Annotated in this window: 23 protein-coding genes and 1 pseudogene; 9 read left to right on the forward strand and 15 right to left on the reverse strand. The window is 67.0% G+C overall.

The window, feature by feature from the left end:
- Window positions 1–21: 21 nt before the first annotated feature.
- Complete coding sequence (locus ACNQVK_RS30595) at window positions 22–1,275, forward strand: cytochrome P450 (RefSeq protein WP_418032508.1); 1,254 nt, start codon at window positions 22–24, stop codon at window positions 1,273–1,275.
- On the opposite strand, the gene ACNQVK_RS30600 is transcribed toward ACNQVK_RS30595, so the two are convergent.
- Complete coding sequence (locus ACNQVK_RS30600; RefSeq protein ID WP_418032509.1) at window positions 1,260–1,892, reverse strand: TetR/AcrR family transcriptional regulator; 633 nt, start codon at window positions 1,890–1,892, stop codon at window positions 1,260–1,262. The genes ACNQVK_RS30595 and ACNQVK_RS30600 overlap by 16 nt on opposite strands.
- An 86-nt stretch (window positions 1,893–1,978) precedes the next feature.
- Between ACNQVK_RS30600 and ACNQVK_RS30605 the strand changes: the two genes are divergently transcribed.
- Window positions 1,979–3,610, forward strand: a complete 1,632-nt coding sequence (locus tag ACNQVK_RS30605; protein WP_418032510.1) for an MFS transporter — start codon at window positions 1,979–1,981, stop codon at window positions 3,608–3,610.
- Here ACNQVK_RS30605 and mftG read toward each other — a convergent pair.
- The 7 genes and pseudogenes from mftG to mftA all read right to left on the reverse strand — a co-directional run bounded on the left by mftG (window position 3,540) and on the right by mftA (window position 10,065).
- A pseudogene (mftG, locus tag ACNQVK_RS30610) lies at window positions 3,540–4,956 on the reverse strand (mycofactocin system GMC family oxidoreductase MftG). The gene ACNQVK_RS30605 and the pseudogene mftG sit on opposite strands and share 71 nt — an antisense overlap.
- Before the next feature lie 6 nt (window positions 4,957–4,962).
- Entirely contained in the window at window positions 4,963–6,375 is a 1,413-nt protein-coding gene (gene mftF / locus ACNQVK_RS30615; protein ID WP_418032511.1) for a mycofactocin biosynthesis glycosyltransferase MftF, read from the reverse strand.
- Complete coding sequence (mftE, locus tag ACNQVK_RS30620; RefSeq protein ID WP_418032512.1) at window positions 6,372–7,115, reverse strand: mycofactocin biosynthesis peptidyl-dipeptidase MftE; 744 nt, start codon at window positions 7,113–7,115, stop codon at window positions 6,372–6,374. Before mftE ends, mftF begins: the two co-directional genes overlap by 4 nt.
- A gap of 144 nt (window positions 7,116–7,259) precedes the next feature.
- Window positions 7,260–8,450, reverse strand: coding sequence for a pre-mycofactocin synthase MftD (gene mftD / locus ACNQVK_RS30625; RefSeq protein ID WP_418032513.1), 1,191 nt, complete (start codon window positions 8,448–8,450; stop codon window positions 7,260–7,262).
- Between the two features lie 3 nt (window positions 8,451–8,453).
- Complete coding sequence (mftC, locus tag ACNQVK_RS30630) at window positions 8,454–9,638, reverse strand: mycofactocin radical SAM maturase (RefSeq protein WP_418034436.1); 1,185 nt, start codon at window positions 9,636–9,638, stop codon at window positions 8,454–8,456.
- A gap of 14 nt (window positions 9,639–9,652) precedes the next feature.
- Complete coding sequence (gene mftB, locus ACNQVK_RS30635; RefSeq protein WP_019344465.1) at window positions 9,653–9,946, reverse strand: mycofactocin biosynthesis chaperone MftB; 294 nt, start codon at window positions 9,944–9,946, stop codon at window positions 9,653–9,655.
- Window positions 9,947–9,969: 23 nt separating this feature from the next.
- Window positions 9,970–10,065 (reverse strand): mycofactocin precursor MftA, encoded by a 96-nt coding sequence (gene mftA / locus ACNQVK_RS30640; RefSeq protein ID WP_019344466.1) that lies wholly within the window; start codon window positions 10,063–10,065, stop codon window positions 9,970–9,972.
- A 93-nt stretch (window positions 10,066–10,158) separates the two neighbouring features.
- On the opposite strand from mftA, the gene mftR reads away from it, so the two are divergent.
- Complete coding sequence (mftR, locus tag ACNQVK_RS30645) at window positions 10,159–10,764, forward strand: mycofactocin system transcriptional regulator (RefSeq protein ID WP_418032514.1); 606 nt, start codon at window positions 10,159–10,161, stop codon at window positions 10,762–10,764.
- Here the strand turns inward: mftR and ACNQVK_RS30650 are convergent.
- Complete coding sequence (locus ACNQVK_RS30650) at window positions 10,750–11,481, reverse strand: mitomycin antibiotics/polyketide fumonisin biosynthesis protein (protein WP_418032515.1); 732 nt, start codon at window positions 11,479–11,481, stop codon at window positions 10,750–10,752. The two genes, mftR and ACNQVK_RS30650, sit on opposite strands and share 15 nt — an antisense overlap.
- Window positions 11,482–11,587: 106 nt before the next feature.
- On the opposite strand from ACNQVK_RS30650, the gene ACNQVK_RS30655 reads away from it, so the two are divergent.
- The gene (locus tag ACNQVK_RS30655; RefSeq protein WP_418032516.1) at window positions 11,588–12,115 is read left to right on the forward strand and encodes an RNA polymerase sigma factor; all 528 of its coding nucleotides are present in this window, start codon (window positions 11,588–11,590) and stop codon (window positions 12,113–12,115) included.
- Window positions 12,112–13,419 (forward strand): VOC family protein, encoded by a 1,308-nt coding sequence (locus ACNQVK_RS30660; protein ID WP_418032517.1) that lies wholly within the window; start codon window positions 12,112–12,114, stop codon window positions 13,417–13,419. Before ACNQVK_RS30655 ends, ACNQVK_RS30660 begins: the two co-directional genes overlap by 4 nt.
- Before the next feature lie 62 nt (window positions 13,420–13,481).
- On the opposite strand, the gene ACNQVK_RS30665 is transcribed toward ACNQVK_RS30660, so the two are convergent.
- Together ACNQVK_RS30665 and ACNQVK_RS30670 are read right to left on the reverse strand one after the other, a co-directional pair.
- The gene (locus ACNQVK_RS30665) at window positions 13,482–14,669 is read right to left on the reverse strand and encodes an NAD(P)/FAD-dependent oxidoreductase (protein ID WP_418032518.1); all 1,188 of its coding nucleotides are present in this window, start codon (window positions 14,667–14,669) and stop codon (window positions 13,482–13,484) included.
- 70 nt (window positions 14,670–14,739) lie between these two features.
- Entirely contained in the window at window positions 14,740–15,186 is a 447-nt protein-coding gene (locus ACNQVK_RS30670) for an Lrp/AsnC family transcriptional regulator (RefSeq protein ID WP_418032519.1), read from the reverse strand.
- 113 nt (window positions 15,187–15,299) lie between these two features.
- On the opposite strand from ACNQVK_RS30670, the gene ddaH reads away from it, so the two are divergent.
- The 4 genes from ddaH to ACNQVK_RS30690 are packed head-to-tail and all read left to right on the forward strand — an operon-like array spanning window position 15,300 to window position 19,827.
- Window positions 15,300–16,166, forward strand: a complete 867-nt coding sequence (gene ddaH / locus ACNQVK_RS30675) for a dimethylargininase (protein ID WP_418032520.1) — start codon at window positions 15,300–15,302, stop codon at window positions 16,164–16,166.
- On the forward strand, window positions 16,163–17,413 hold the full coding sequence (gene rocD, locus ACNQVK_RS30680; RefSeq protein ID WP_418032521.1) for an ornithine--oxo-acid transaminase: 1,251 nt from the start codon (window positions 16,163–16,165) through the stop codon (window positions 17,411–17,413). Before ddaH ends, rocD begins: the two co-directional genes overlap by 4 nt.
- Window positions 17,414–17,440: 27 nt before the next feature.
- A complete protein-coding gene (locus ACNQVK_RS30685; protein WP_418032522.1) occupies window positions 17,441–18,949 on the forward strand; it encodes an amino acid permease in 1,509 nt (502 codons plus the stop codon).
- Window positions 18,946–19,827, forward strand: a complete 882-nt coding sequence (locus ACNQVK_RS30690) for a universal stress protein (RefSeq protein ID WP_418032523.1) — start codon at window positions 18,946–18,948, stop codon at window positions 19,825–19,827. Before ACNQVK_RS30685 ends, ACNQVK_RS30690 begins: the two co-directional genes overlap by 4 nt.
- Before the next feature lie 14 nt (window positions 19,828–19,841).
- Here the strand turns inward: ACNQVK_RS30690 and ACNQVK_RS30695 are convergent, their stop codons facing one another.
- The 4 genes from ACNQVK_RS30695 to ACNQVK_RS30710 form a co-directional block, all read right to left on the reverse strand.
- Window positions 19,842–20,696 carry a mycofactocin-coupled SDR family oxidoreductase gene (locus ACNQVK_RS30695; protein ID WP_273732981.1) on the reverse strand — a complete coding sequence of 285 codons (855 nt, stop codon included), beginning with the start codon at window positions 20,694–20,696 and terminating at the stop codon, window positions 19,842–19,844.
- 65 nt (window positions 20,697–20,761) lie between these two features.
- Window positions 20,762–22,009: an arginine deiminase gene (locus ACNQVK_RS30700; RefSeq protein ID WP_211157724.1), complete on the reverse strand. Its 1,248-nt coding sequence runs from the start codon at window positions 22,007–22,009 to the stop codon at window positions 20,762–20,764.
- 25 nt (window positions 22,010–22,034) lie between these two features.
- Window positions 22,035–23,489, reverse strand: coding sequence for a basic amino acid/polyamine antiporter (locus ACNQVK_RS30705; RefSeq protein ID WP_418032525.1), 1,455 nt, complete (start codon window positions 23,487–23,489; stop codon window positions 22,035–22,037).
- A 139-nt stretch (window positions 23,490–23,628) separates the two neighbouring features.
- A complete protein-coding gene (locus ACNQVK_RS30710; protein WP_418032527.1) occupies window positions 23,629–24,501 on the reverse strand; it encodes an SHOCT domain-containing protein in 873 nt (290 codons plus the stop codon).
- Window positions 24,502–24,529 lie beyond the last annotated feature (28 nt).

The following is a 24,529-nucleotide window of genomic DNA, read 5'->3' on the forward strand; positions in this document are numbered from 1 at the left end:
CCGGTCATGTGAGGAGTCCGTATGAGTGCGCCGACGATGGATGACGCCGCGAAGGTGCTCGCCGACCCGACGGCTTATGCCGACGACGTACGGCTGCACACCGCGCTGACCCATCTGCGCGCCAACAATCCGGTGGCCTGGGTGGACAACAGGCCCTACCGCCCCTTCTGGGCGATCACCAAACACGCCGACATCATGGCCGTCGAGCGGGACAACGACCTGTTCATCAGCGAGCCACGGCCGTTGCTGGCAACCGCGGCGGCCGACGACCTCGCGAAGCAACAGCTCGAGGCCGGCATGGGCCTGCGCACGTTGATCCACATGGACGATCCACACCACCGCAAGGTTCGGGCCATCGGCGCAGACTGGTTCCGCCCCAAGGCAATGCGCGATCTCAAGGTCCGGGTCGACGAGCTCGCCAAGCGCTACGTCGACAAGATGCGCGACATCGGCCCCGAGTGCGATTTCGTCACCGCGATCGCCGTCGACTTCCCGCTCTACGTGATCATGTCGCTGCTCGGGCTGCCCGAAGAGGACTTCACGCGCATGCACATGCTGACCCAGGAGATGTTCGGCGGCGACGACGACGAGTACAAGCGCGACGGTGGCTCACTGGAGGATCAGCTCGCGGTATTGATGGACTTCTTCACCTACTTCTCGACACTGACCGCGTCGCGGCGGGCCAACCCGACCGAGGACCTGGCGTCGGCCATCGCCAACGGCACCATCGACGGGGAACCGCTGTCCGACGTCGACACCGCGTCCTATTACGTCATCGTCGCCAGTGCGGGACACGACACCACCAAGGACGCGATCTCCGGCGGACTGCACGCCCTGATCGAGAATCCGGACCAGCTGGCCAGGCTGAAGGCGCAACCCGAGTTGATGGGCACGGCGGTCGAGGAGATGATCCGGTGGTCCACCCCGGTCAAGGAGTTCATGCGCACCGCCACAGCCGACACCACTGTGCGCGGCGTACCGATCGCCAAGGGCGATTCCGTCTACCTGGCCTACGTTTCCGGCAACCGTGACGAGGACGTGTTCGTCGAGCCGCACCGCTTCGACGTCGGGCGGGATCCGAACAAGCACCTTGCGTTCGGGTACGGCGTGCACTTCTGCCTCGGCGCGGCCCTGGCCCGGATGGAGATGAACAGCTTGTTCACCGAGCTGCTCAGCCGGCTGGACTCCATCGAATTGGCAGGGACGCCTGAGCTTTCCGCAACCACGTTCGTCGGCGGCCTCAAGCACCTGCCGATTCGCTACTCGCTGCGCTGAACCTCCGCCGCGGGCGTGCGGTGGGTGGCGAGAAAGCCGTCCACCGCGGCGCGCACGCATGAGGCGTAATCGAACTCCGCCAACGTGCTGAGCTTGCCGAGCACGATCGGGCCCAGCAGGAGGGCGGCAGCCTGCGTGCGATCCACCTCGCCGAGTTCGGCAATGGCCTCGGGACTGTCGAAGATCGCTTCGAACGGCACCGCATAGTGCTCGGCCACCCGCTCACGAAGGGTCCGCACCTCGGCGCTGTCGCCCGAACGCCAGGGGAGTTGCTCCATGTCCCCACCCAGCGCCAGCCATGACATCGCGGTGATACTGATCGGCGCCTCGGCGATCGAGTCGGCCTGCGCCTGAACCAGCGCGATCAGCCGGTCGCGCAGCGTGCCTTCTTCCGGCGGCATCGGCGCCGCCGGGATGAGGGCGCGAAATGCCGCTGCCAGCAAGTCGTTTCCGCTCGGAAAGTGCCGGTACAACGTCGCCCTGGCCACGTTGGCGGCCCGAGTGACCGCATCGACGGTGACCGCACTGGGCCCACCGGACCGCAACAGCGCCGTCGCCGCCTCCAGCAGCCGGGCCCGGGACCGGGCCGGGCGCGGGTCACCGCTCTCCGGGGTCATTCGCCGTCACACCTCCAAAAAACAGACTTACCGTCTCGCTCCGAGACTGTTAGTCTCAAAACTCTGCCGACGAAGGAGGGCACAGCATGTCCGCCACCCTCGTCGAGTCCAGCCAGGATATCCACCCGGGCCTGGCCTATCTGTCGATCCGGCAGCGGTACTGGCTGCTCGCGGTGGCCTGCATGGACGTCTCCATCGTGATCGCATCGATGGTGGCACTCAATGCGGCGCTGCCCGACATCGCTCGCCAGACCGCGGCCACCCAAGCCCAACTCACCTGGGTGGTCGACGGCTACACCCTGGCGCTGGCGTGCCTGCTGCTGCCGGCCGGGGCAATCGGCGACCGCTATGGCCGACGCGGCGCGCTGCTGACGGGGCTCGTCGTGTTCGTCCTGGCCTCCGTGGCCCCGATGGTGTACGACGACCCGGTCCACCTGATCGTCGCACGTGCGGTCGCCGGAGCGGGCGCAGCCTTCATCATGCCGGCCACCCTGTCACTGTTGACGGCGGCGGTACCGAAATCCGAGCGCAACAAGGCAATTGGGATCTGGGCCGGCGTCGTCGGATCGGGGGCCGTATTCGGATTCCTGATCACCGGTGGGCTGCTGCACTTCTGGGGATGGCAGTCCATCTTCGCGACCTTCGCGATCGCCGGAGCGGGGTTGTTCATCCTGACCTGCACCGTGCCCTCATCGCGGGATGCGGACGCCGCACCGCTGGACTGGATCGGCGCGATCCTGATCGGCGCCGCAGTGGCGGTGTTCGTGCTCGGGGTCGTCGAGGCTCCGGTGCGCGGTTGGACGCACCCGTTCGTGTGGGGCTGCATGACGGGCGGCGTCGCCCTGGCCGCCGCATTCGCCGTCGTGCAACTCAAACGCCGACACCCACTGCTGGATATCCGGCTGTTCAGAAAACCCGAGTTCGCCACCGGGGCGGTGGGCGTGACCTTCCTGTTCTTCGCGAACTTCGGCTACTTCTTCGTCAGCATGCAGTACATCCAGCTGGTCATGGGCTACAGCCCGATCCAAACCGCAATCGCCCTGTGCCCGTTGATGCTTCCCGTGCTGGCACTCGGCGCCACCACACACTGGTACCTGCCCCGGCTGGGCCTGCGGCTCTGCGTGTCGATGGGCCTGCTGGTGATCGCGGCGGGGCTGATGTGTATGCGCCTGCTCGAGCTCGACTCCGGCTACCTCGACTACACCTGGCCGCTGATCATCATCAGCACCGGCATCGGCCTGTGCACCGCGCCGACGACATCGGCCATCATGGGAGCCGTTCCGGACGAGAAGCAGGGGGTGGCCTCCGCGGTCAACGACACCACCCGGGAGGTCGGTGCCGCGCTCGGCATCGCGGTGGCCGGCTCGATCCTGGCCGCGAACTACCAGAATCACCTGGGACCCAAGCTGACCGGACTGCCCGCCGAGGTACGCGAGCCGATCCTGGGCTCATTGGCCGAAGCCCTCGCCGTGGCCGCGCAGTCGGGTCCGCAGGGAACAGCCATCGCAGAGTTGGCCAAGCAGGCGTTCCTCGATGCGACGAATTCGGCCCTGCTGGTGATGGCGGTGGTGCTGGGAGTGGCCGCGGCGTTGGTCGGCATCTGGGCTCCCGGCCGCGACGGTCAGCAGCTACGCGCGATCCGGCGGCTCAGGTCGAGAGGAACTCCGCGGCCCGATGACCGATCATGGCAATGGTCGCGTGCGGGCCGCGGCTGGTGATGGCGGGCATGATCGACCCGTCCACGACCCACAGGCCCTCGACCCCCAGCACCCGACAGGTCGGATCGAGTACCGCATCAGGTCCGGTTCCCATCGGCGCGGTGCCCGCCAGATGCTGCGACGTCGACCAGAACGCGTCACCGACTTCAGCTGTGTGACTGACCAATTCACGAGCCAGCTCGGCACCCCGGCGCAGCGCGTCGACGTCTTCGGCCACGGTGTCGTACCGGTGCTCGATCACCGGTGCCACCGTCGGATCCGCCGAGGCCAACCGGACCCGCCCACGGGAGTGCGGTCGCATCAGCGCCACACCGAGGTGCGGGAGTTCAGCGGGATCATGTTCGGGTCCGTGCACCATGGCAGCGAATCCCGCTGTGTACGGACGCACCTCGATACCCTCGGCCGTGGTGAGCACAGCCTCCAACGGGGGCAGGTCATGGGTCGGCACCCAGGAGACCGGGAGCACCCACTCCGGATGGTCCACGGTGCGCATTCCGACGGGCAGGCCGGCCACCACCTCGACGCCGAGCGCCTCAAGGTCGGCCGGTGGCCCGACACCCGACAGCAGCAACAGGTGTGCCGATCCGATCGCACCGGAACACAGCACAATTCGGTCAGCGCGCAGAACCGCACCGTCGTCGCACCGCACCCCGACGGCGCGGTTCGCGCGGAACAACACCTGATGAACCCGCATGTCGGTCAGCACCTCGAGATTGGGCCGCTCCAGCGCCGGCTTCAGATAGGCACCGCCTGGACCAACCCTGTTGCGGCCGTTGATGTTCAACGGAACCGCCCCGACCCCGGCGGGCAGCACCGCGCCGGCATCCGAACCGTTCAGGTCATCGATCCAGCCGAACCCCGACCGGGTTGCGGCGTCGACGAATGATGCTGTGCAACCGTCGAATTCGCGTACCCGACGAACAGTGATCGGCCCACTGTCACCATGGAGCGGGGTGTCGAAATCCAGGTCGGTCTCGATGGCACGGAAATGCGGCAGCACATCCTGCCAGCCCCAGCCCTGGCACTGCCCAGGTGTCGAAGTCGGTGGGTAATCCTCGGCAGAAGTAGCCGCCGTTGACCGCCCCGGAGCCACCCACCACCGAGCCGCGGATGATCTCGGTGTGCCGGGGCGGATTCTCGGTCAGCACCGACGCGTAGTGGCGCACCACCGAGCTTGCGGTCCCGATCGGCAGCCGCAGGCCGTCGGTGATCTGCGCCTCCACCCGCGGGTCACTCGGTGCCGGACCGGCCTCGACGACCGTGACGCTACAGCCGGGATCGCTGGAAAGCCGTTCAGCCAGAATTGATCCGGCGCTTCCGGCACCGATGATCAGGACATCGCTCAACTGGGTTTAGCTCCGCAGCTGTGGCTTGAGCGCGCCAAGCTGACGTTCCCGCACCACCCCGGTCCACAAGCCGATCCCATAGGCCAGGTCATCGAGTCGTTTGAGCAGGATGTGGGCGAGCAGTCCCACCGGTTTGGTGTCGTCGTCCGCGTTGCCGCGCCGGCTCGCCCAGTCGACCACGCCGTCGAGCACCGCGGCCACCAGCACCGCGTGCCTGGCCCGCCGGAACAGCAGGGCGGCGATCAGGGCCACCGGCCAGTAGTGCCGACAGATCGCCGAACACAGCTGCAGGGCTGCCGACCACAATCCGCGCGCGGTCACCGCGGCGACCTCGGTGGGTTCTGTGTCCACGGTGCTGAGGGAGCGCGCGATGCGCCGGCCGGTGATGATCGCGATCACCACGGAGCCCAGATACCCGACGTACGACCCCATGGCCAGGAACAACCACACCATCAACGTCCATCCGGAGATGACCACAGGGGCGGTCTTGCCCGGGTGCCGGACGCTCAGCGGTGCCGCCGATGTGCCGTAGAAAGCCTTGCGGTGGAACCACTCTCGCAGATCTGTCCGATGGTCGTGGGCCACCAGCGCGATCGGCTCGTACCGCAACCGGGCGCCGGACTCGACCAGGCGCCAGCAAAGGTCGACGTCTTCACCGGACTGCATGGTCTCGTCGAACCCGCCCACCGCGGTCAGCGCCGACCGCCGGCAGATGATCGCCGCGCTCGGGACGTAGGACACCGGGCCGTAGGGCACCACCGGCGCCTCGCGCACTCCGAGATCCAACGACGAACGAACGGCCTCGTACCGCGCGACCACATTGTCGGCGGTGTGCAACCCGACGATGCGCGGTGCGACCAGCGCCACCGCCGGGTCGCAGAAGTGTCCGAGCAATGCCTCGAGCCACCCGCGCCGCGGCACCACATCGGAGTCGAGGAACGCCACGAAGTCGGTCTCCGACGCGGCCAGCCCGGTGTTGCGGGCGGCCGCCGGACCGTTGCTGCGGAGGTGCCGGAGCACCTGCACATCGCAGTGCATCCCGGCGAACTCCAATTGCGAGACGGGAACCGCCGAGCCGTCGTCGACCACGATCACCCGCAGGCCCCGCAACGCCGCGATCAGCCGGTGCAGTCCGGATCCATTGTCGCGCACCGGAATAACCACCGTCACATCGCGATGCGACGGCCCGCTGGGCGGACGAGGGTGGGCGACCGTGGCGTCGAGCAAAGTCCGTGCCAGTTGCGCGCTCTGCGCGTCGTGCACCTCCAGGCGGCCACCGTTGAGCATGGTCTGCGCCGTGGGCGCCAGCCGCAGCAACCGGGTCGGCGACCCGCCGAGGAGGGCCGCGCCGGCCCCGAGCACCTTGACACGGCGATCCACCTGCACGGCAAAACCGTCGGGCAGCCTCGGTCCGGTCATGTCAGCAATCCGTTCCGGTCCGGCTGCCACCGCTGAATCCGACCGGCGCAGCCGTTGACCATTTCAGCAAAGATACGCTCCCCCTCGGCAGCCGTGGCGGTTGTCGGGTCACCGAGGACACCGACTTCGCTGACTGCCGCGATCCCGCCGCTGCGCATCGCAGGCATCAGCTCGGCCAGCGGGGCCGTGTTCCCCGCAGTCAGGTCGTCAGTCCAGACATCACCGGGCGAAATATGTAGCAATACAGATGTTTCGGTATGCCCCGCATGCGCGTCGGCGCCCGCGGCGGCACACGGGGCCCAGCCAGCATCGCGGCTCTCCCGGCGCAACAGGGACACGGCGCCCGCCAGTGCCTCCACATTCCCACCGTGACCATTGACGAAGACGAGTCTCGAGGTCCAGCTCGATGCGGACCTTCCATACTCGACCAGCAACGACTGCAAAGCGGCGGTGCCGATCGACACCGTGCCGGGGAAGCCCTCGTGCTCGCCGCTGGCGCCGTAGTAGACGGGCGGTGCGACCATCCAGTCGCCGTCCGGACCGCCGTCGAGGTGCTCGAGGACCCCGTGGGCGACGGCCGTCGCAATACGTGTGTCAGTGTCCAGGGGCAGGTGCGGGCCATGTTGCTCGGTAGAGCCCACCGGAATGATCAACATTGGCGACATGCTGCGTAGCTGTCTCGACGTTGAGTTCCCGAGCCCGCTGGGGAAAGCCACGTGCCGATCGTAGGCCGAATTCACCTACTGTGCGCCAATTGTTGGAGCACGGGCAGCAATTGATTTGCCTTAGCTTTCCGGACAGCGGCCGTGAGCATCACGTACGTCTCTCCTGCCACCCCTGTCACGCCACACCGGCGAGGCGCGGCGACGCGCCGTGAGCAACCGTCAGGCGTCGGCGCGCGGAACGCCGAGGGTCCGGGTGAAGCCTTCCGGGATCAGGATGTCGTCCGGCGTCAGGTCGTGGATCGAGGACTTGCCCAACCCGCGCAGCACGGAGTCGATGCCACCGCTGAGAATGTCCAACACATTCTCGACGCCCGCCTGGCCGTTGGCAGCCAGGCCCCACAGATACGCGCGCCCGATCATGACGGCCCGGGCGCCGAGCGCCACGGCCTTGACGACGTCGCTGCCCCGGCGGATCCCGCCGTCCAGCAAAACTTCCACCTGGTCCCCCACCGCCTCGGCGATGGCAGGCAGGCATCGGATCGCCGCAGGCGTCCCGTCCAGGTTGTTTCCACCGTGGTTGGAGACGGTGATCGCCGAAACACCCGCATCCACCGCACGTTTGGCGTCGTCGACGCGCACCATGCCCTTGAGCAGGAACGGTCCGCCCCACTGCTCACGCAGCCAGGCGATGTCCTCCCAGGTCGGAGGCGGGGTACCCATCCACTGCCCGTAGGCCTCGAAGAACGTCGGCCCCGGCTCGCCGCGGCGGCCCTGGTTGGGCACGCGCAGGTCCGGCGGACGCAGGTGCTTGCCGAAGCTCCACAGCCAGCGCGGCTTGGTGAGCACCTCCGGAGACATCCGCAGCATCGTGCGCAGGTCCATTCGCTCCGGGATCTTCGGGCTACCCCAGTCCCGGCCGTGACTGAAGCTCCAGTCCGTCGTCGCGATGAGTCCGACGGCACCGGCGTCCTTGGCCCGCTGCACCCGCTCGGCGATCTCGTCGCGAGAACCGAGCCAGTAGATCTGGAAGAAGATCTTGTCGTTGACGGCGGTGACTTCCTCCATCGGCTTGCTGGCGAACGACGACAGGCCCATGGCAGTGCCCCGCGCCGCAGCCGCCCGGGCCACGGCCACCTCACCGTCGGGATCGACCGCCTGAACGCCAGTCGGCGAGATGATCACCGGCATCGAGATATCTTGCCCCATCACGGTTGTCGCCATCTCGCGCTTCTCGGTGGCACCCACGACGTGCGGTGCGAAACCGAGCTCGGAGAACGACTCGACGTTGTCGGAGACCGTCACGCCCTTCTCGCTGGCAGAGATCAGCGACGAGTAGGCGGACTTGGGGAGGCGCTTCTTCGCCCTTTGCTGGGCAATGGCGACGGTCTCGAACCAGGTATCACGGGCCATGGATTACACCGGACTTTCGTTACAGATGCGGGCGGGCGGCTTGGTGAGCAACTTCAGTGCCACCGGGCCCTGCTTGGTACCGCGGGAGTGGTCACCGCTGGGCTTGGGTTTGGTGCGCTCGGCCGCCAGGGCCGGCTCGCCCCAGCCTTCGACGCACTCGGGGTCCGGTCCGTCCATCGGCAGACCGGTGAAGAACTTGGCGGCCATGCAGCCGCCACGGCACGCGTCGTAGTGCCCGCAGCCGCTGCAGGCGCCGGCCGACTGGGGCTCGCGCAGCTCGCGGAACAACGGGGAGTTCTGCCAGACGTTCTGGAACCCGGCCCCAAAACCGGTGTCTTCCAGGATATTTCCGGCCAGGAACTTGTCGTGGATGGCGAACGGGCAGGCGTAGACGTCGCCCACCGGGTCGATCAGGCACACCACCCGGCCGGCACCGCACAGGTTCAGCCCGGCCAGCGCACCGGGCTCGCCCAGGCCCGACAGGTGGAAGAACGAGTCACCCGTGAGCACGCGCTCACCATGGGAGACCAGCCAGTTGTACAGCTGGCGCTGCTGGTCCGGGGTCGGGTGCAGCTCGTCCCAGACGTCGGCGCCGCGGCCCGACGGGCGCAGCCGGGTGATCCGCAGCGTGGCGCCGTACCGGTCGGCCAGCGTCTTGAACTCGTCGAGCTGGTCGACGTTGTGGCGGGTGACCACCACCGAGATCTTGGCATCCGAAAAGCCCGCGGCGGCAAGGTTTTCCAGCGCCCGCACGGCCATGTCGAACGAGCCCTTGCCGCGCACCGCGTCGTTGACCTCGGCGTTGGCGCCGTCCAGGGAGATCTGCACGTCGACGTAGTCGCTGGCGGCGAGCTTCGCGGCGACCTCGGGCGTGATGCGCACGCCGTTGGTGGAGAACTTCACCCCGACGTGGTGCTCGGTCGCGTAGTCGACCAGTTCCCAGAAGTCCGGGCGCACAGTGGGTTCGCCGCCGCCGGTGTTCACGTAGAACACCTGCATGCGTTCCAGCTCGTCGATGATGTCCTTGCACTGCTGCGTGGACAGCTCGCGCGGATCCCGCTTGCCCGAGGAGGACAGGCAGTGCACGCACGCCAGATTGCAGGCGTAGGTGAGCTCCCAGGTCAGGCAGATCGGGGCGTCGAGTCCACTTTCGAACTGGTCGACGAGCCTAGGGACGGGCGTGCGCACAGGCGCGACAGAAGTCATTGTGAGTTCCCGGGGATGAGCATCTTCGAGGACACCAGCACGCTCAGCGCGTGCAGGTACGGGCCTTGGTCGGAGTCGGCGATACCGGCCGCGCGGCACGCGGACCGGGCGTCGGGGTGATCAGCCAGAGAGTTGACCACCTCGACGACCGTCCGGTTCTTCAGAAACGACAGCTTGCGGGTTCCGAAGTGATACAGCAGGGCACCGAACGGCTCCGGCCGCACCGCCACCTGGTGGTGCAACCGCCAGCTGACATCCGGGTCGAATACGACGCCAGTGCGCCCAGCCATATCGGTAACCTCTGCGGACACTGTCAGTAAACCCCGCACATACCGTCGATCGAGACCTCTTCGACGAGCGTCTCGGTGACGAGCTGGGTTTCGGTTTCAACCTGCGGGTTCTGATCCATGAATCGCACCTTTCCTGCAACTGTGGGTCTCGACAATTGTGACCTGAGTCGCAAGAATATGGCATCGAGTGCACAAATGGAAGGGCGGGTTTCATGCGGCAGGCATCCGGGCCCCGGGTCGGTCGGCGCCCGTCCACCACGCAGGACCACATCACCGACGTAGCCCTGGCGCTGTTCGCCAGCCGCGGCTTCGACGAGGTCAGCGTCGACGACGTGGCCAAGGCCGCCGGCATCGCCCGGCGCACACTGTTCCGCTACTACGCCTCCAAGAACGCCATCCCCTGGGGAGACTTCGACGCCCACCTGCAGCACCTGCGTGACCTGCTCAGCTCCCTGAGCACCGAGATCCCGTTGGCCGAGGCCCTGCGCGAGGCCCTGCTGTCGTTCAACACCTACGACGACCAGGAGATGGCCCAACACCGCCGGCGCATGCGGGTGATCCTGGAAACCGCTGGACTGCAGGCATATTCGATGACGATGTACGCCGGTTGGCGCGAGGTCATCGCGGCCTACGTGGCGCAGCGGATCGGAGCGGCGCCCGCCGACCTGATGCCCCAGACCGTGGGCTGGCTCATGCTGGGCGTCGCGCTATCGGCGTACGAGCACTGGCTCGCCGACGAGTCCGTCGCCCTGACGGATGCCATCTGCGAGGCGTTCGAGGTGGCCCGGCCCGGGCTGGAGGCGCTAGCCCCGCGCTAGCTCGTCCCACACGCAGGCCAGCGCCTCCGGACCTCGAGGGCCGAGCCGTTCGGTGAGCATGACGGGCGCCTGCGACATGAAACGCGGTGTGCCGCCGCGATGTACGTCCGCCGCATGGGCCGTGAAGGGATGAAGCACATACATGTCACCGGGTCGTCCGGTGGCGTGAGCCACGGGACGGGCCCGGCTCACCTCATCCACGAGCGCACCGGCTTCGACGAAGTCGACCGGCTTTTCCCCGAGCACCCCGGCCACGTCGTGGTGCGAACCCACCCGGACACGCGTCGGCGCATCATCGGGTCCCACCTCGGACAGCAGGGTGAGCACCAGAACAGTGTGCGGCCGGCCGCTGACCGCCCACTGACCTCCGGGCAGCGGGGTGTTGGCATCGATGTGCCAGCCCCGGTCCTGTGCGGGCGGATCTACGGGAAACCGGACCGGGACGTTGCCAAGAGAACCCCGCGGAACCCATCCGCCGGTTCCGCAGATCCGATCCAGGGCGTCGGCGAGCGAGGCGCTGCCCACCACCTGCCCGAACGCGCCCGCGCCGGTCAGATCGGCCGCCCACACCACCGGGGCGGTCCACGACGCCGGGTCGTTCGCGGACGGCCCGATCTGCGTCCACAGCAGATGCCTGGCCGCATCGGCGATTTCGGCCGGGACGGCCTGCTCGATCTTGACGAACCCGTCCCGCTTGAATGCGTCGACGTTCACCACGCCGACCACCATGACGCACCCGGCCCGACCGGGGCCAATGATTTTCCGGCGAAAATTCTTGACTCAACCCCGTCGGAGTTCGGCCCCCGGCGGCGACGATAAGGGTGTGAGCGCCGAAACTGACGCTCCGCGGGTACTGCTGAAGTGCTACGACGAGGCCCTGCCGGTGGTGTACGGCTACTTCGTACGACGCTGCGGTGACCGCGGAACCGCCGAGGACCTGACGTCGGAGACGTTCCTGGCCGCAATGGACGCGGCCCGCAGACCGTCGCCGCCGCCGATCTCGGTGCCCTGGTTGATCGGGGTGGCCAGGCACAAACTCGCCGACCATTACCGTCGGCGGCACGACCGGTTCACCGTGCCGGTGGCCGAGCTGCCCGAACCGGTGGATCCGGTGGACGACTGGGATGCCGAGCTGGATCGCATTGTGGCCGAATCGGTTCTGGCCCGGCTGCCCGAACAGCACCGCACCGTGCTTGTCCTGCGCTACCTCGACGACTGCTCGGTGCCCGAATGCGCCGAGCTGATCGGCCGCACGGTGCACGCCACCGAGGCCCTGCTGGTACGGGCCCGCCGGGCCTTCAGATCCCAGTACCCATCTCGAAACCCGCTGCCGGAGGGAGGGACGTCGTGATCAACAGCCACGATCCGTTGACCGTGCTGAGCGGCAACGACCACCCGGTCTCCCCCGATCCGGCGTTCGCGGCCCGGCTGCGCGCGCGTCTGGAATCGGCCCTCACCCTGCCCACCCACGCCGAAGGAGTTGACATGAGCGGAACCGACACTGCCATTGCCGAACTGAACGAGCCCGCGGCCGCCACCCCGGCTGCCCCACGGCCCGTGCCCGATTCGCGGCCCGCCGCGGCCGCGATCCCGTACCTGGCGATCGCCGGTGCCCGTGAGGCCATCGCGTGGTATGCCGATGCCTTCGGCGCGTCCGTCGTCGGCGAGATGTACGAAATGGATGACGGCCGCATCGGACATGCCGAACTGCAGATCGGTGACGGCGTGCTGTACCTGGCCGACGAGTACCCCGAACTTGGCCTCAAAGCACCTGTCTCACAGATCAATTCGGTCAGCCTGATGCTGCACGTGGCCGACACCGACGCCACCCTGGAACGGGCGCGCGCGCTTGGCGCCGTCGTGCATCGGGAGTCCTATGAGAACTATGGGGCACGCAACGCCACGATCATCGATCCGTTCGGCCACCGGTGGATGCTGTCCGGGCCGGCCACCGGCGCGACCGTGACCATCCAGCACGGAGACGTCGGCTACGTCTCGGTCTGGGCACCCGATGTCGAACGCGCCGCCCGGTTCTACGGTCACGTGCTGGACTGGACCTTCGACCCGGCCAGCCACCAGGTCACCAACACCCGACAGCACATCGGGATCTATCCGATGCCCGGCACGCCCACCATGTTCTGCTGCTACGCCGTGACCGACCTCGACGGGGCCCGCGAGGCGATCCTGGCAGGCGGCGGCCTGCCAGGCGAGACCCAGGAGTTCGACTTCGGCACCGTGCTGGATGCCACCGACCCGGCCGGAACGGCCTTCGCGGTGTTCCGGCCGGCCACCGCCATCCCTCGACCCGAACTCAATGGCGCTGGGCCGGGCGAGCTTTCGTACATCACCTACGAGGTTCCCGACTCGACGGCGTTCAAGGCCTTCTACAGCCGGCTGTTCTTCTGGACCTTCGAACCCGGCCGGATCGACGACGGCTGGGGGGTGCAGGGCAGTCAGCCGATGGCGGGCGTGGCCGGCGGCGCCCAGGGGGCCGTGACCGTGCCGATGTGGACGGTCGCCGATATCGAGGCCGCCGTCAGTCGCGTCGTCGAGGCCGGCGGCACGGTGTTGCAGCAGCCGTCACGCCAGGACTACGGACTGATGGCCGAGTGCACCGACGACCAGGGCGGCCGGTTCTACCTCGGCCAGTTCTAGAGCGATTTGTGCACCTGCGGTAACGCCTGGCGTTACCGCAGGTGCACAAATCGCAGGGAAAGTCAGCCCAGGACGTCAGAGATGGGGGCGCCTGCGGCAATCTTGCCGCGGGCCTTCATCACCTTGCCGGGCATGCCGCCGCCGACCACACCGACCACGACACCGTCGCGCTCGTAGAAGGCCAGGAACTTGCGGCCGTCGTCCTCGACCACGTGCACGACATCGTCGGCCTCGGGCTCGCCCAGACACTGGATCTTGACGTCGTACTGATCGCTCCAGAAGTACGGCACCGACACGACGGGTGAGGCCTCCTGGCCCAGGATCGCCGGCACCATGGCGCGCGCCTGATCGGCGACGTTGCTCCAATGCTCAACGCGCGCTTGGTCGCCCACGTGATCGCGCCACGACGCGACATCTCCGATGGCCCACACGCCTGCGGCACTGGACCGGCCGACCTCGTCGCACACCACGCCGTTGTCGAGCTCGATCCCGCTGCCCTCGAGCCACTCGATCGCCGGGTGCGAACCGATGCCGACCACCACCAGATCGGCGTCGAGCTCGGTGCCGTCACCGAGCACCACCTGCTCGACCTTGTCGGCGCCGCGTACCTCGGACACCCCGACACCGCAGCGCACGTCGACGCCTTCGGCCTGGTGCAGCCGGGTCACCAGGGCGCCGATCTGCTCGCCCAGCACCGAGGCCAGCGGTGTCGGCTGAGGCTCCACCAGCGACACCTCGACGCCCAGCTTGCGCAGGCTCGCGGCCACCTCGCAGCCGATGAAGCCCGCTCCGACCACCACGGCGCGCTGGGCCTTGCCGGCGTGCTCGCGCAGGGCCATGCTCTCGTCGTAGGACCGCAGCACGTGGATGCCGGCCAGATCGCCGAAGGACCGGATGCGCTTGGGCACCAGTCCGGTGGCGATGACGAGCTCGTCGTAGGCCACGTCGCTGCCGTCGGCGAGCTTCAACGTCTTGGCGGCGGTGTCCACCGATTGCGCGGCAGAGCCGAGCCGCAGCGTGATGTCGTTCTCGGCGTAGAACTCGGCCGGCTTGAGCGTGACGTCGTCGGTCTCGGCGCGCAGCACTTCCTTGGACAGTGGCGGCCGGTCGTACGGCAGATGGTCCTCGTCGCTGACGATCGTGATGGGCCCGGCGTACTCCGACCGGCGCAGCTGTTCGGCCGTCCGGGCCGCAGCCAAGCCACCGCCGACGATGACGATGCCCGCCGCTGATCCCGTTGAAGTAGTCACGTGGGGTTTTTACACGATCGCGGTTGAGCGTTGTGCGTCACCCTACGTTTGCGCAGGCCGCCGGGTCACATCAGGACCGGCCCCGGTCTATGACATTGGTGAGCACCACGATGCTCTCGCTGCGCTCGATACGAGCAGTTGAGCGGATGCGTTCCAGGGCCTCTTCGAGGTGGCGCATGTCGCGCGCCAGCACGTGCAGGATGGCGTCGGCGGTACCGGTCACCGTAGCCGCACTGACCACCTCCGGGATGTCGATCCAGGCTGCGCGCAACTGATCCGGCGAGATGGTGCCCTGGCAGAACACCTGCACATATGCCTCGGTGCGCCAGCCGAGCACATTGCGGTCGACCACGGTGGTGAAGCCGCGAATCACCCCGTCGGCGACCATCCGGTCGACCCGCCTCTTGACCGCGGGCGCCGACAGATTCACCCGCTGCCCGATCTCGGCGAATGTCGCCCGGGCGTGCTCGGTGAGCTCGGCCAGAATCCGCTCGTCGGTGTCGTCCAGACGCTCCACATCGACCTCCACGCAACAAATCGCCGTCAGCTCACAGTTTCTGCAATATATCCCTACATATCACGCAACAAGAAGCAATTGATTGCGCCAACGGCACTTCATATCGTCGATTCATGACGATTTTCGACGAAGTCGTGCACGGCACCGTGCCCCAAACCGGGGGCGCGCCGGCACCGACACGGACCGCGACGAACCGCCACTACGCCATGACCGCCCCCGAGTACTTCACCGTCGAATACGCCATCAACCCGTGGATGGACACCTCCACGCCCGTGGACACCGCACTCGCACTGGCCCAGTGGGACACGCTGCGCCGGGTGTACGGCGAACTCGGCCACACCGTCGACCTGGTGACACCGCTCGACGGCCTGCCCGACATGGTCTACGCCGCCAACGGCGGCTTCCTGGTCGGGGGCACCGCAGTGGTGGCCCGCTTCGCCTTCCCGCAGCGGGCCGGTGAGGCCGATGCCTACGCCGAGTGGATGGCCGCCGCCGGCTATCGGACGGTCCGCACCGACCACGTCAACGAAGGCCAGGGCGACCTACTGCTCGTCGGGTCGAAATTGTTGGCCGGATACGGTTTTCGCACCGACCGGCGCGCCCACGACGAGATCGCGACCATCACCGGCCTGGAGGTGACCAGCCTGGAACTCGTCGACCCGCGCTTCTATCACCTCGACACCGCACTGGCCGTGCTCGACGACTCGACGATCGCCTACTATCCCCCGGCCTTCAGCGACGACGCCCGCCGACGTATTGCCGAACTGTTCAGCGACGCCATCGAAGTGGGCTCGGCCGACGCCTACGTCCTCGGCCTGAACGTGGTGTCCGACGGCAGGCACGTCGTGATGCCCGCGGCCGCCACCGGGTTCGCGGGCCAACTGCGCCGGGCCGGATTCGAGCCGATCGGTGTCGATCTGTCCGAGCTCCTCAAAGGCGGCGGATCCGTCAAATGCTGCACCCTGGAGCGGCATCCATGACCATGCTGGACAGTGTGGACAATCAGGCCACCCCGGATTCGGCGACCGCATCGGCGATCGCACTCGACGATCGCCATGTCGCCCACAACTACTCACCGCTGCCGGTCGTCGCGGAAACCGCCGAGGGGGCGTGGATCACCGATGTGACCGGCCGGCGCTACCTCGACTGCCTGGCCGCCTATTCGGCCGTCAACTTCGGCCACCGCAATCCCGAGATCATCGCCGCCGCGCACGCCCAACTGGACCGGCTGACCCTGGTTAGCCGCGCCTTCCACTCCGACCGGCTCGGTCCGTTCGCGCAGGCATTGGCCGAATTGTGCGGCAAAGACATGGTGCTTCCCATGAACAGCGGCGCCGAAGCTGTCGAGAGCGGCATCAAGGTGGCCCGCAAATGGGGAGCCGACGTCAAGGGCGTTCCCGCCGGCGAAACCAACATCGTCGTGGCGCACAACAACTTCCATGGTCGCACCACCACGATCATCAGCTTCTCCGACGACGAGACCGCGCGCCGGGGCTTCGGCCCCTACACACCCGGGTTCCGCTCGGTGCCGTTCGGCGACCACCGGGCGCTCGCCGATGCGATCGACGCGAACACCGCCGCGGTGCTGATCGAGCCGATCCAGGGCGAGGCGGGCATCATCGTGCCCCCCGACGACTTCCTGCCCCGGGTCCGCGAGATCTGTACCCGCAACAACGTGTTGCTGATCGCCGACGAGATCCAGTCCGGCCTGGCCCGCACCGGACGCACCTTCGCCTGCGAACACTGGGATGCAGTCCCCGACGTGTACCTGCTCGGCAAGGCCCTGGGCGGTGGCGTGGTACCGCTGTCCGCGGTCGTGGCCGACCGCGACGTACTCGGCGTGCTGCACCCCGGCGAACACGGCTCCACCTTCGGCGGCAACCCGCTGGCCACGGCCATCGGCACCACGGTCGTCGCCATGCTGCGCCGTGGCGAATTCCAGCTCCGTTCAACCCAACTCGGGGAGCACCTGCACGATCGGCTCACCGGGCTGATCGGGCACGGGGTGACCGCCGTGCGAGGCATGGGCCTATGGGCCGGGGTGGACATCGACCCGGATCTGGGCACCGGCAAGCAGTTCGGCCTCGCGCTGGCCGAACGCGGCGTGCTGGTCAAGGACACCCACGGCTCGACCCTGCGGTTCGCCCCGCCCCTGGTGGTGACCGCCGACGAGCTCGACTGGGCCGTTGACCAATTCGCTGACACCCTGACCGAGGCGCGCCGATAATCGGTTGATCGGCACCAAGGAGGCACCATGTCCGCCCCAGCCAACAGCTTGACCGGCCAGATGTTGCGACGGAGGCCCGTTCTCGGTGCTCCGGTCGCACACGGCGCCTCCGACCACCTCCGGCGAAGTATCGGCACGTTCCAGCTGACCCTGTTCGGCGTCGGCGCGACGGTGGGCACCGGCATCTTCATCGTGCTGCAGCAGGCCGTTCCCAAAGCCGGCCCCGCTGTGCTGGTGTCGTTCGTGGTGGCCGGCATAGCCGCCGGGTTGTCGGCGATCTGCTATGCCGAAATGGCGGCGGCCGTACCGGTTTCGGGCTCCACCTACTCCTACGCCTACACCACGATGGGCGAATTCATCGCGATGGGCGTCGCGGCCTGCCTGCTGCTGGAGTACGGCGTATCCATGTCGGCGACCGCGATCGGATGGAGCGGCTACCTCAATCAGCTGCTGGACAACTGGTTCGGTTGGCGGTTGCCGCACGCACTGTCCGCGGCACCGTGGGGCGACAACCCCGGCCTGATCAACCTGCCCGCAACGGTGCTGATCATCATGTGCGCCCTGCTACTGATCCGCGGTGCCAGCGAGTCCGCGGCGGTCAACACCGTCATGGTGATCCTCAAGCTCGCCGTGCTCGGCATGTTCGTGGCCATCGCGTTCACCGCATTCACCACCGATCATTTCGCCGGCTTCTGGGACAAGGGATTCGCCGGGATCACCGCCGCTGCCAGCACCATCTTCTTCACATTCATCGGCCTGGACGCCGTGTCCACCGCCGGTGACGAGGTGAAGAACCCGCAGAAGACCATGCCGCGGGCGATCCTCGGCGCGCTGGTGGTCGTCACCAGCATCTACATCCTGGTCGCCTTCGCCGGCCTGGGCACCCAGTCCGCCGACGAGTTCGGTTCCGACGAGCAGTCCGAAGCCGGACTGTCGGTGATGCTCACCAACATCCTGCACGGTCAGACGTGGGCCAGCAGCATCCTCGCTTTCGGCGCGGTGATCTCGATCTTCTCGGTGACCCTGGTGGTGATGTACGGCCAGACCCGCATCCTTTTCGCCATGGGCCGCGACGGCCTGCTGCCGCCGATGTTCGCAAAAGTGAACCCGCGCACCATGACTCCGGTGAACAACACCATCGTCGTCGCGGCGGTGACCGGCACCCTGGCCGGATTCGTGCCGCTGGATTATCTGTGGGATCTGGTCTCGATCGGCACGCTGGTGGCGTTCATCGTGGTGTCCATCGGCGTGATCCTCCTGCGGGTGCGGGAGCCGGACCTGCCTCGATCCTTCAAGGTTCCCGGCTACCCGGTGACGCCGGTCCTGTCCGTGCTGGCCTGCCTGTTCGTACTGTACGGCCTGCCGCACATCACCTGGCTGTGGTTCAGCATCTGGGTCGCGCTCGTCCTCGCGTTCTACCTCTTGTGGAGCCGGCACCACAGTGCCCTCAACGACGGCGGCGACGGATACATCCCCGGTGCGGCCGCCGGTGAGGACGACGTGATGACCACCCCCGGTGCCGAGGAGACCCGATGACCGTCGTCGTCGGGTATCTCGCCGGAAAGGGCGGGGCATCGGCACTGCACCTCGCGGTCGGCGCGGCCCGCACCCTGAACACCTCGCTGGCGGTGGCCACCGTCGTTCCGCGTCCGTGGCTGAACCCGTCACCGGCCCGCGTCGACGCCGAATATGCCGAGTACGCAGCACAGTTGGCAGCATCGTCGGCCGAACAGGCACGGCAGCACGTATCCGCACTCGACGATCGCCTCGACGTCAGCTTCCACAAATTCGCGCATCGCTCGGTATCCGGCGGACTGTTGAACGCGGTTGACGAGCTCAGCGCCGAGGTGCTCGTCCTCGGCTCGGCATCGGACGGCCAATTGGGCCAGGTGGTGGTGGGGTCGACCGCGGATCGGCTGCTGCACTCCTGCCCGGTCCCGCTGGCGATCAGCCCGCGCGGCTACCGCAGGCCGAAATCCGGTGCGCTGGCACGCATCACCTGTGCCTACCCGGGCTCCCCCGAAGCGGTGGCCGTCGTCCAGCAGGTGACCGACCTGAGCCGAAGACTGGATACACCCCTGCGCGTGGTCACCTTCGCGGTCCGGGGACGCAACATGTACCCGCCGACCGTCGGGCTGCACGCCGAGGACGCGATCCTGCAGGAATGGGCAAAACAGGCTCAGCAGGCGCTGATTCGGTTGAAGGACGACAACGTCATCGGGGACGGCGTCGAGGTGCAGGTCGTCACCGGCAACGACTGGAGTGAAGCACTCGATGTCATCGACTGGCTGGAGGGTGAGATCCTGGCGATCGGAACCTCACCCGGCGGCGCGGTCGCCCGGGTTTTCCTGGGCTCACATGGATCGAAGATCCTGCGGCACAGCCCGGTTCCGGTTCTCGTCCTCCCGGGCTGACCGCTTCGGAACCTTCAGTACTTGAGCACACCCCGGTCGACGGCGATCTGGCTGCCCGACAGGGTTGCCGAGTTGTCACCGGCCAGGAACGCCACCACGTCGGCGACCTCCTCGGGCGCCATGAACGCCGCGAGTCCCTCGTTCTTGCCGTCGGTCACCTTGTGATACGGCATCGGGGCGAAGCTGTGCAGGTAGCTCGGGTACTTGGAGAAGATCTCGGCCATTGCCTCCGGTTCGATCATCGGAGTGTCGATCGAGTACGGATGGATCGAGTTGACCCGAATTCCGAACTCCCCCACCTCAAGTGCCAGAGCGTTGGTCAACGCGACCAGCCCGTGCTTCGAGGCCGAGTAGTGGCCGTTGCCCGGCGTGGCCTTGAGCCCGGCCGAGGAGCTGACGATGATGATCGAGCCGCCGTTGCCGGCCTCGATCATGGCGGGCACCGCGGCCCGGATGGTCCGCCAGGTGCCGTTGAGGTTGACGTCGATGATGGTGTCGAACTGCTCGGGCGACATCTCGAACAGCCGTCCCCAGCTGAGCACCCCGGCATTGGCGACCACGATGTCGAGCCGGCCGAACTGCTCGACGCCGTCGGCCACCACCTGCTGCTGGGCGGCCAGATCGCGGATGTCGACCTCGCGCGCGAGCACCTTGCGGCCCGCGGCCTCCACGGCCGCGACCGTTTCTGCCAGATCCTCCGATGTCGCGGCCGGGTAGGTGATCGAGTCGTCGACGGGCCGGCAGACATCGATCGCGATGATGTCGGCACCCTCGTTGGCCAACCGCACCGCGTGCGCGCGCCCCTGGCCGCGTGCAGCGCCGGTGACGAATGCCACCCGGCCTTCCAGTGTTGCGTTACCTGCCGCCATGCCAGGGTCCTTTCAGTGAGTCTGGCCACAGGCTAACAGCAGAAGTAGAACGTGTTCCTGGACTCCTACCACTCAATGGGATCACGGATGATCGGGCAGGTCATGCAGTGCCCGCCACCTCGGCCGCGACCCAGCTCAGCACCGACGATCGTGATCACCTCTACGCCTGCCTTACGCAGCAGAGAGTTGGTGTGGGTGTTGCGGTCGTAGGCGAAAACCACCCCCGGTTCGACAGCAACAAGGTTGTTGCCGCTGTCCCACTGCTGTCGTTCCGAGTCGTAGGCGGTGCCGCCGGTCTCGACGACCCGGAGCTTCGGCAGGCCCAGCGCGGCCGCGACCACGTCGATGAACGGTTTGGATTCCGGCACCACCTCGACACCCGGCTCGGTATCGCTGGGCAGCAGGGTGAACGCGACGATGCTGTTGACGATCTCCGGGTAGATGGTCACCACATCGCGGTCGGCGAAGGTGAACACCGTGTCCAGGTGCATCGCCGACCGCAGCTTGGGCATGCCGGCGACGATCACCTTCTCGGCCGCACCCCCGGCGAACAGTTCGGCGGCGACCTGGGTGATGGCCTGCCGCGAGGAGCGCTCGCTCATGCCGATCAGCACCACGCCCTTGCCTGGAATGAGCACATCACCGCCCTCGAGAGTGGCTTGGCCCCAGGACTTCTCCGGGTCGCCCCACCACACCGTCGAACCCACGTAGTCGGGATGGAACTGGTAGATCGCCTTCATCAACAAGGTTTCGTCATGCCGAGCCGGCCAGAACAACGGGTTGAGCGTCAGTCCACCGTAGATCCAGCAGGTGGTGTCACGGGTGTAGAGCGTGTTGGGCAGCGGCGGCATCAGATACTCGTTGACGCCGGTGTCCTCGCGGGCCAGGGCCAGATACCCGGAGCGGACCTCGGCGGGCAGGTCCCGGGTGGACAGCCCACCGATGAGGAATTCGGTGAGCCGGCGCTCGGGAAGGGAGTCCAGGAACCCGCGGGTGTCGTCGACCAGCCCGACGCCGACCTCGTTGGCCACGATCTTGCGGTCCAGCAGCCACGCCTTGGCCTCGGGGATCTCGATCGTCTCGGTCAGCAGGTTGTGCAGTTCGACGACCTCGACCCCACGGTCGCGCATCTTGTCCATGAAGTCGAAGTGGTCGCGGCGTGCGTTCTGAACCCACAGCACGTCGTCGAACAACAGGTCGTCGCAGTTGGTCGGGGTGAGCCGTTCATGGGCCAGCCCCGGCGAGCACACCAACACCTTGTGCAGCTTCCCTACCTCGGAGTGCACGCCATACGTGGCGGACGGATTCGGCATCATCTTCCTTTCACGATGGGTGGCACTAGATCTGAATCTGCCCGGTGATCAGACCCGCGATTCCGGCGACCGCGCCGAGCAAGATGACCACGAACAACACCGCCTCCGGCGGCGAGAACACCCGCAGGCTGCGCTCGCGGCGGGCCATCACGTACAAGACGGCACCGGCCGCGTACAGGATGCAGGACAACAGAAGGTGATCGAACCCGGCCGCGTACACCAGGAACAGCGTGTAGAACGTGGCCACCCCCGCCACCACACCGTCGGCGAGCAGGGGTTTGCCGTTCTCGTACGTCTCGCGGGTCAGGACCAGTTTCAGCGCGTAGCCGGCCGCCAAGAAGTAGGGAATCAGAGCGAGAGCCGCGGTGAGGTCCAGCATGAAATCCAGTGCCTCGGAGGTGAACAGCAGCAGGATGAGCAGCAGCTGCACCAGGCCGCCTGCCATCACCAGGGCCGTCACCGGCGCACCGTGGCTGTTGGTCCGGGCCAGGAAGCGTGGCATGTCCGCGGATTTCGCCGGGATGTAGAGAATCTCTGCAGCCATCAGTGTCCAGGCCAGATACGCCCCCAACACCGAGAGCACGACACCCACCCGGATGAACACCGAACCCCATGGACCGACAATGGATTCGAGCACCGAGGCCATCGACGGCTGGTTGACGGTGGCGAGTTCAGACTGCGGCAAGACGCCGTAGGACACCAACGTCACCAAGGCGAAAACCGCGAGTACAGACAGGAATCCGATGACCGTCGCCCGGCCGACGTCCTCGCGCTTCTTCGCGTACCGCGAATACACGCTGGCTCCCTCGATGCCCATGAACACGAACACCGTGATGAGCATCGTGCCCTTGGCCTGTTCGAACACCGAAGCCGACGGACCGCCCTCGGCCTTCCAACCGCCCCAGAAGTTGTCGGCGAACACGCCGGCCTTGAACGCGACGATGGCGATCACGATGAACACCAGGATCGGAACGACCTTGGCAACCGTCGCAATCCGATTGATCACCGCGGCTTCCTTGACGCCGCGCAGGATCAGGTAGCAGAACAGCCACACCCCCACCGAGGAGACCAACACCGCGAGCACGGTGCTGCCGTCGCCCAGTTGCGGGAACAACGCACTGGTGGTGGCCATGATGAGCACCCAGTACGATGCGTTGCCCGCGCACGCCGATGCCCAGAATCCGAACGCGGAGTTGAAGCCGACGTAGTCGCCGAACCCGGCCTTGGCGTACGCGAAGATCCCCGCGTCCAGTTCGGGCTTGCGGGTGGCCAGCCGCTGGAATACGAAGGCCAGCATCAGCATTCCCGTACCGGCGATGGCCCAGGCGATCATCGCGCCCAGCACCCCGGACTCCGCGCCGAACCGGCGGGGCAGCAGAAACACCCCCGAGCCGACCATCGATCCGACCACCATCGCGGTCAGGGTCGGCAGGCTGACCTTCTCGCTCACCTCACCGGTCTTCGGTTCAGCCGTTGTCATAACTCGTCTTTCGCTGTCTGCTGGACGGAGCCTGGACGATCGTGAATCCGGTGTAACCATAAAACACGGTCAGCAAACTGCTGGTGAACTCGCGGAAGGCAAACGGCAAACGCGCCAACCGGATTCATCCGGAACGAGATCAGAGATCGGCGATGATCTGCTGTCGCTTCGCCGTGTACTCGTCGTCGCTGATGGCGCCCGTCGCTCGCAGCGTTTCCAGTTCCTGAAGGCGTTGCGCGGTCGACGGCGCGGGCGGTGCGAGGAAAGGCGCCGCCGGCGCTCCCGGATCCGATGCGGCCACCGACGTGGTCGGCGCCTGCTGCGCGGCCGATGAGCGCTCGCGCGAAGAGTTTGTCGCCGCGCGCCGCACCACCGCCTGCACCTGGTCGCGGACCCCGGGATTGGCCCGCAGGTCGATCATGTTGTTGATGCCGATGCCGTGTGCCTTGAGGATCTGCAGGATCTCCATCAACGGGCCGGACTGACCCGTGAGGTCGTAGGTCTTGTTGTCCTCGGCGATGGTGAACGTCGCAGGCATCAGACCGCTGACCAGACTGCTTCTCTCCCAATCGATCCGGTATTCGTTGGTGGTCGGGTCCACCAGGGCGACCAATTTGCGGTTGGTGATCATCGGCAGTCGCGACACCGAGGCGAGCACGCGGTCCTGACTCGCGAACGGCGCGATGCCGGGCGCCGAGATCTGCAGATCCAGCTTCACCAGCGGCTGCTCGTTGATGCGGGTGTTGGTCTCGTGAATGCCGGTGACCTGGGCCAGGGCCAGCACTCCGATCTGTTCGAGCTTCTCGTTCTGCGCCGCCGACTTCGTCCCGGCCGCGGTGAGCCCCAGTGCGATCAGGACATCGATCGCGGTGATCAACAGACCCACCCAGAACATCCACTTCATCATCGGATCACCGCCGCTGACGAAGTAGATGGTCAGGAAGATCGGACCGACGATGCCACACAACAGCACGAAGGACTGAATGCGCACGTACCGCCAGAATGTGGACATCGCAGGCTCCTGTCGTCGGTTGGGCGCC

It is taken from the genome of Mycobacterium sp. 134 (genome assembly GCF_048282715.1).
In the GTDB taxonomy this organism is placed as follows: domain Bacteria; phylum Actinomycetota; class Actinomycetes; order Mycobacteriales; family Mycobacteriaceae; genus Mycobacterium; species Mycobacterium septicum.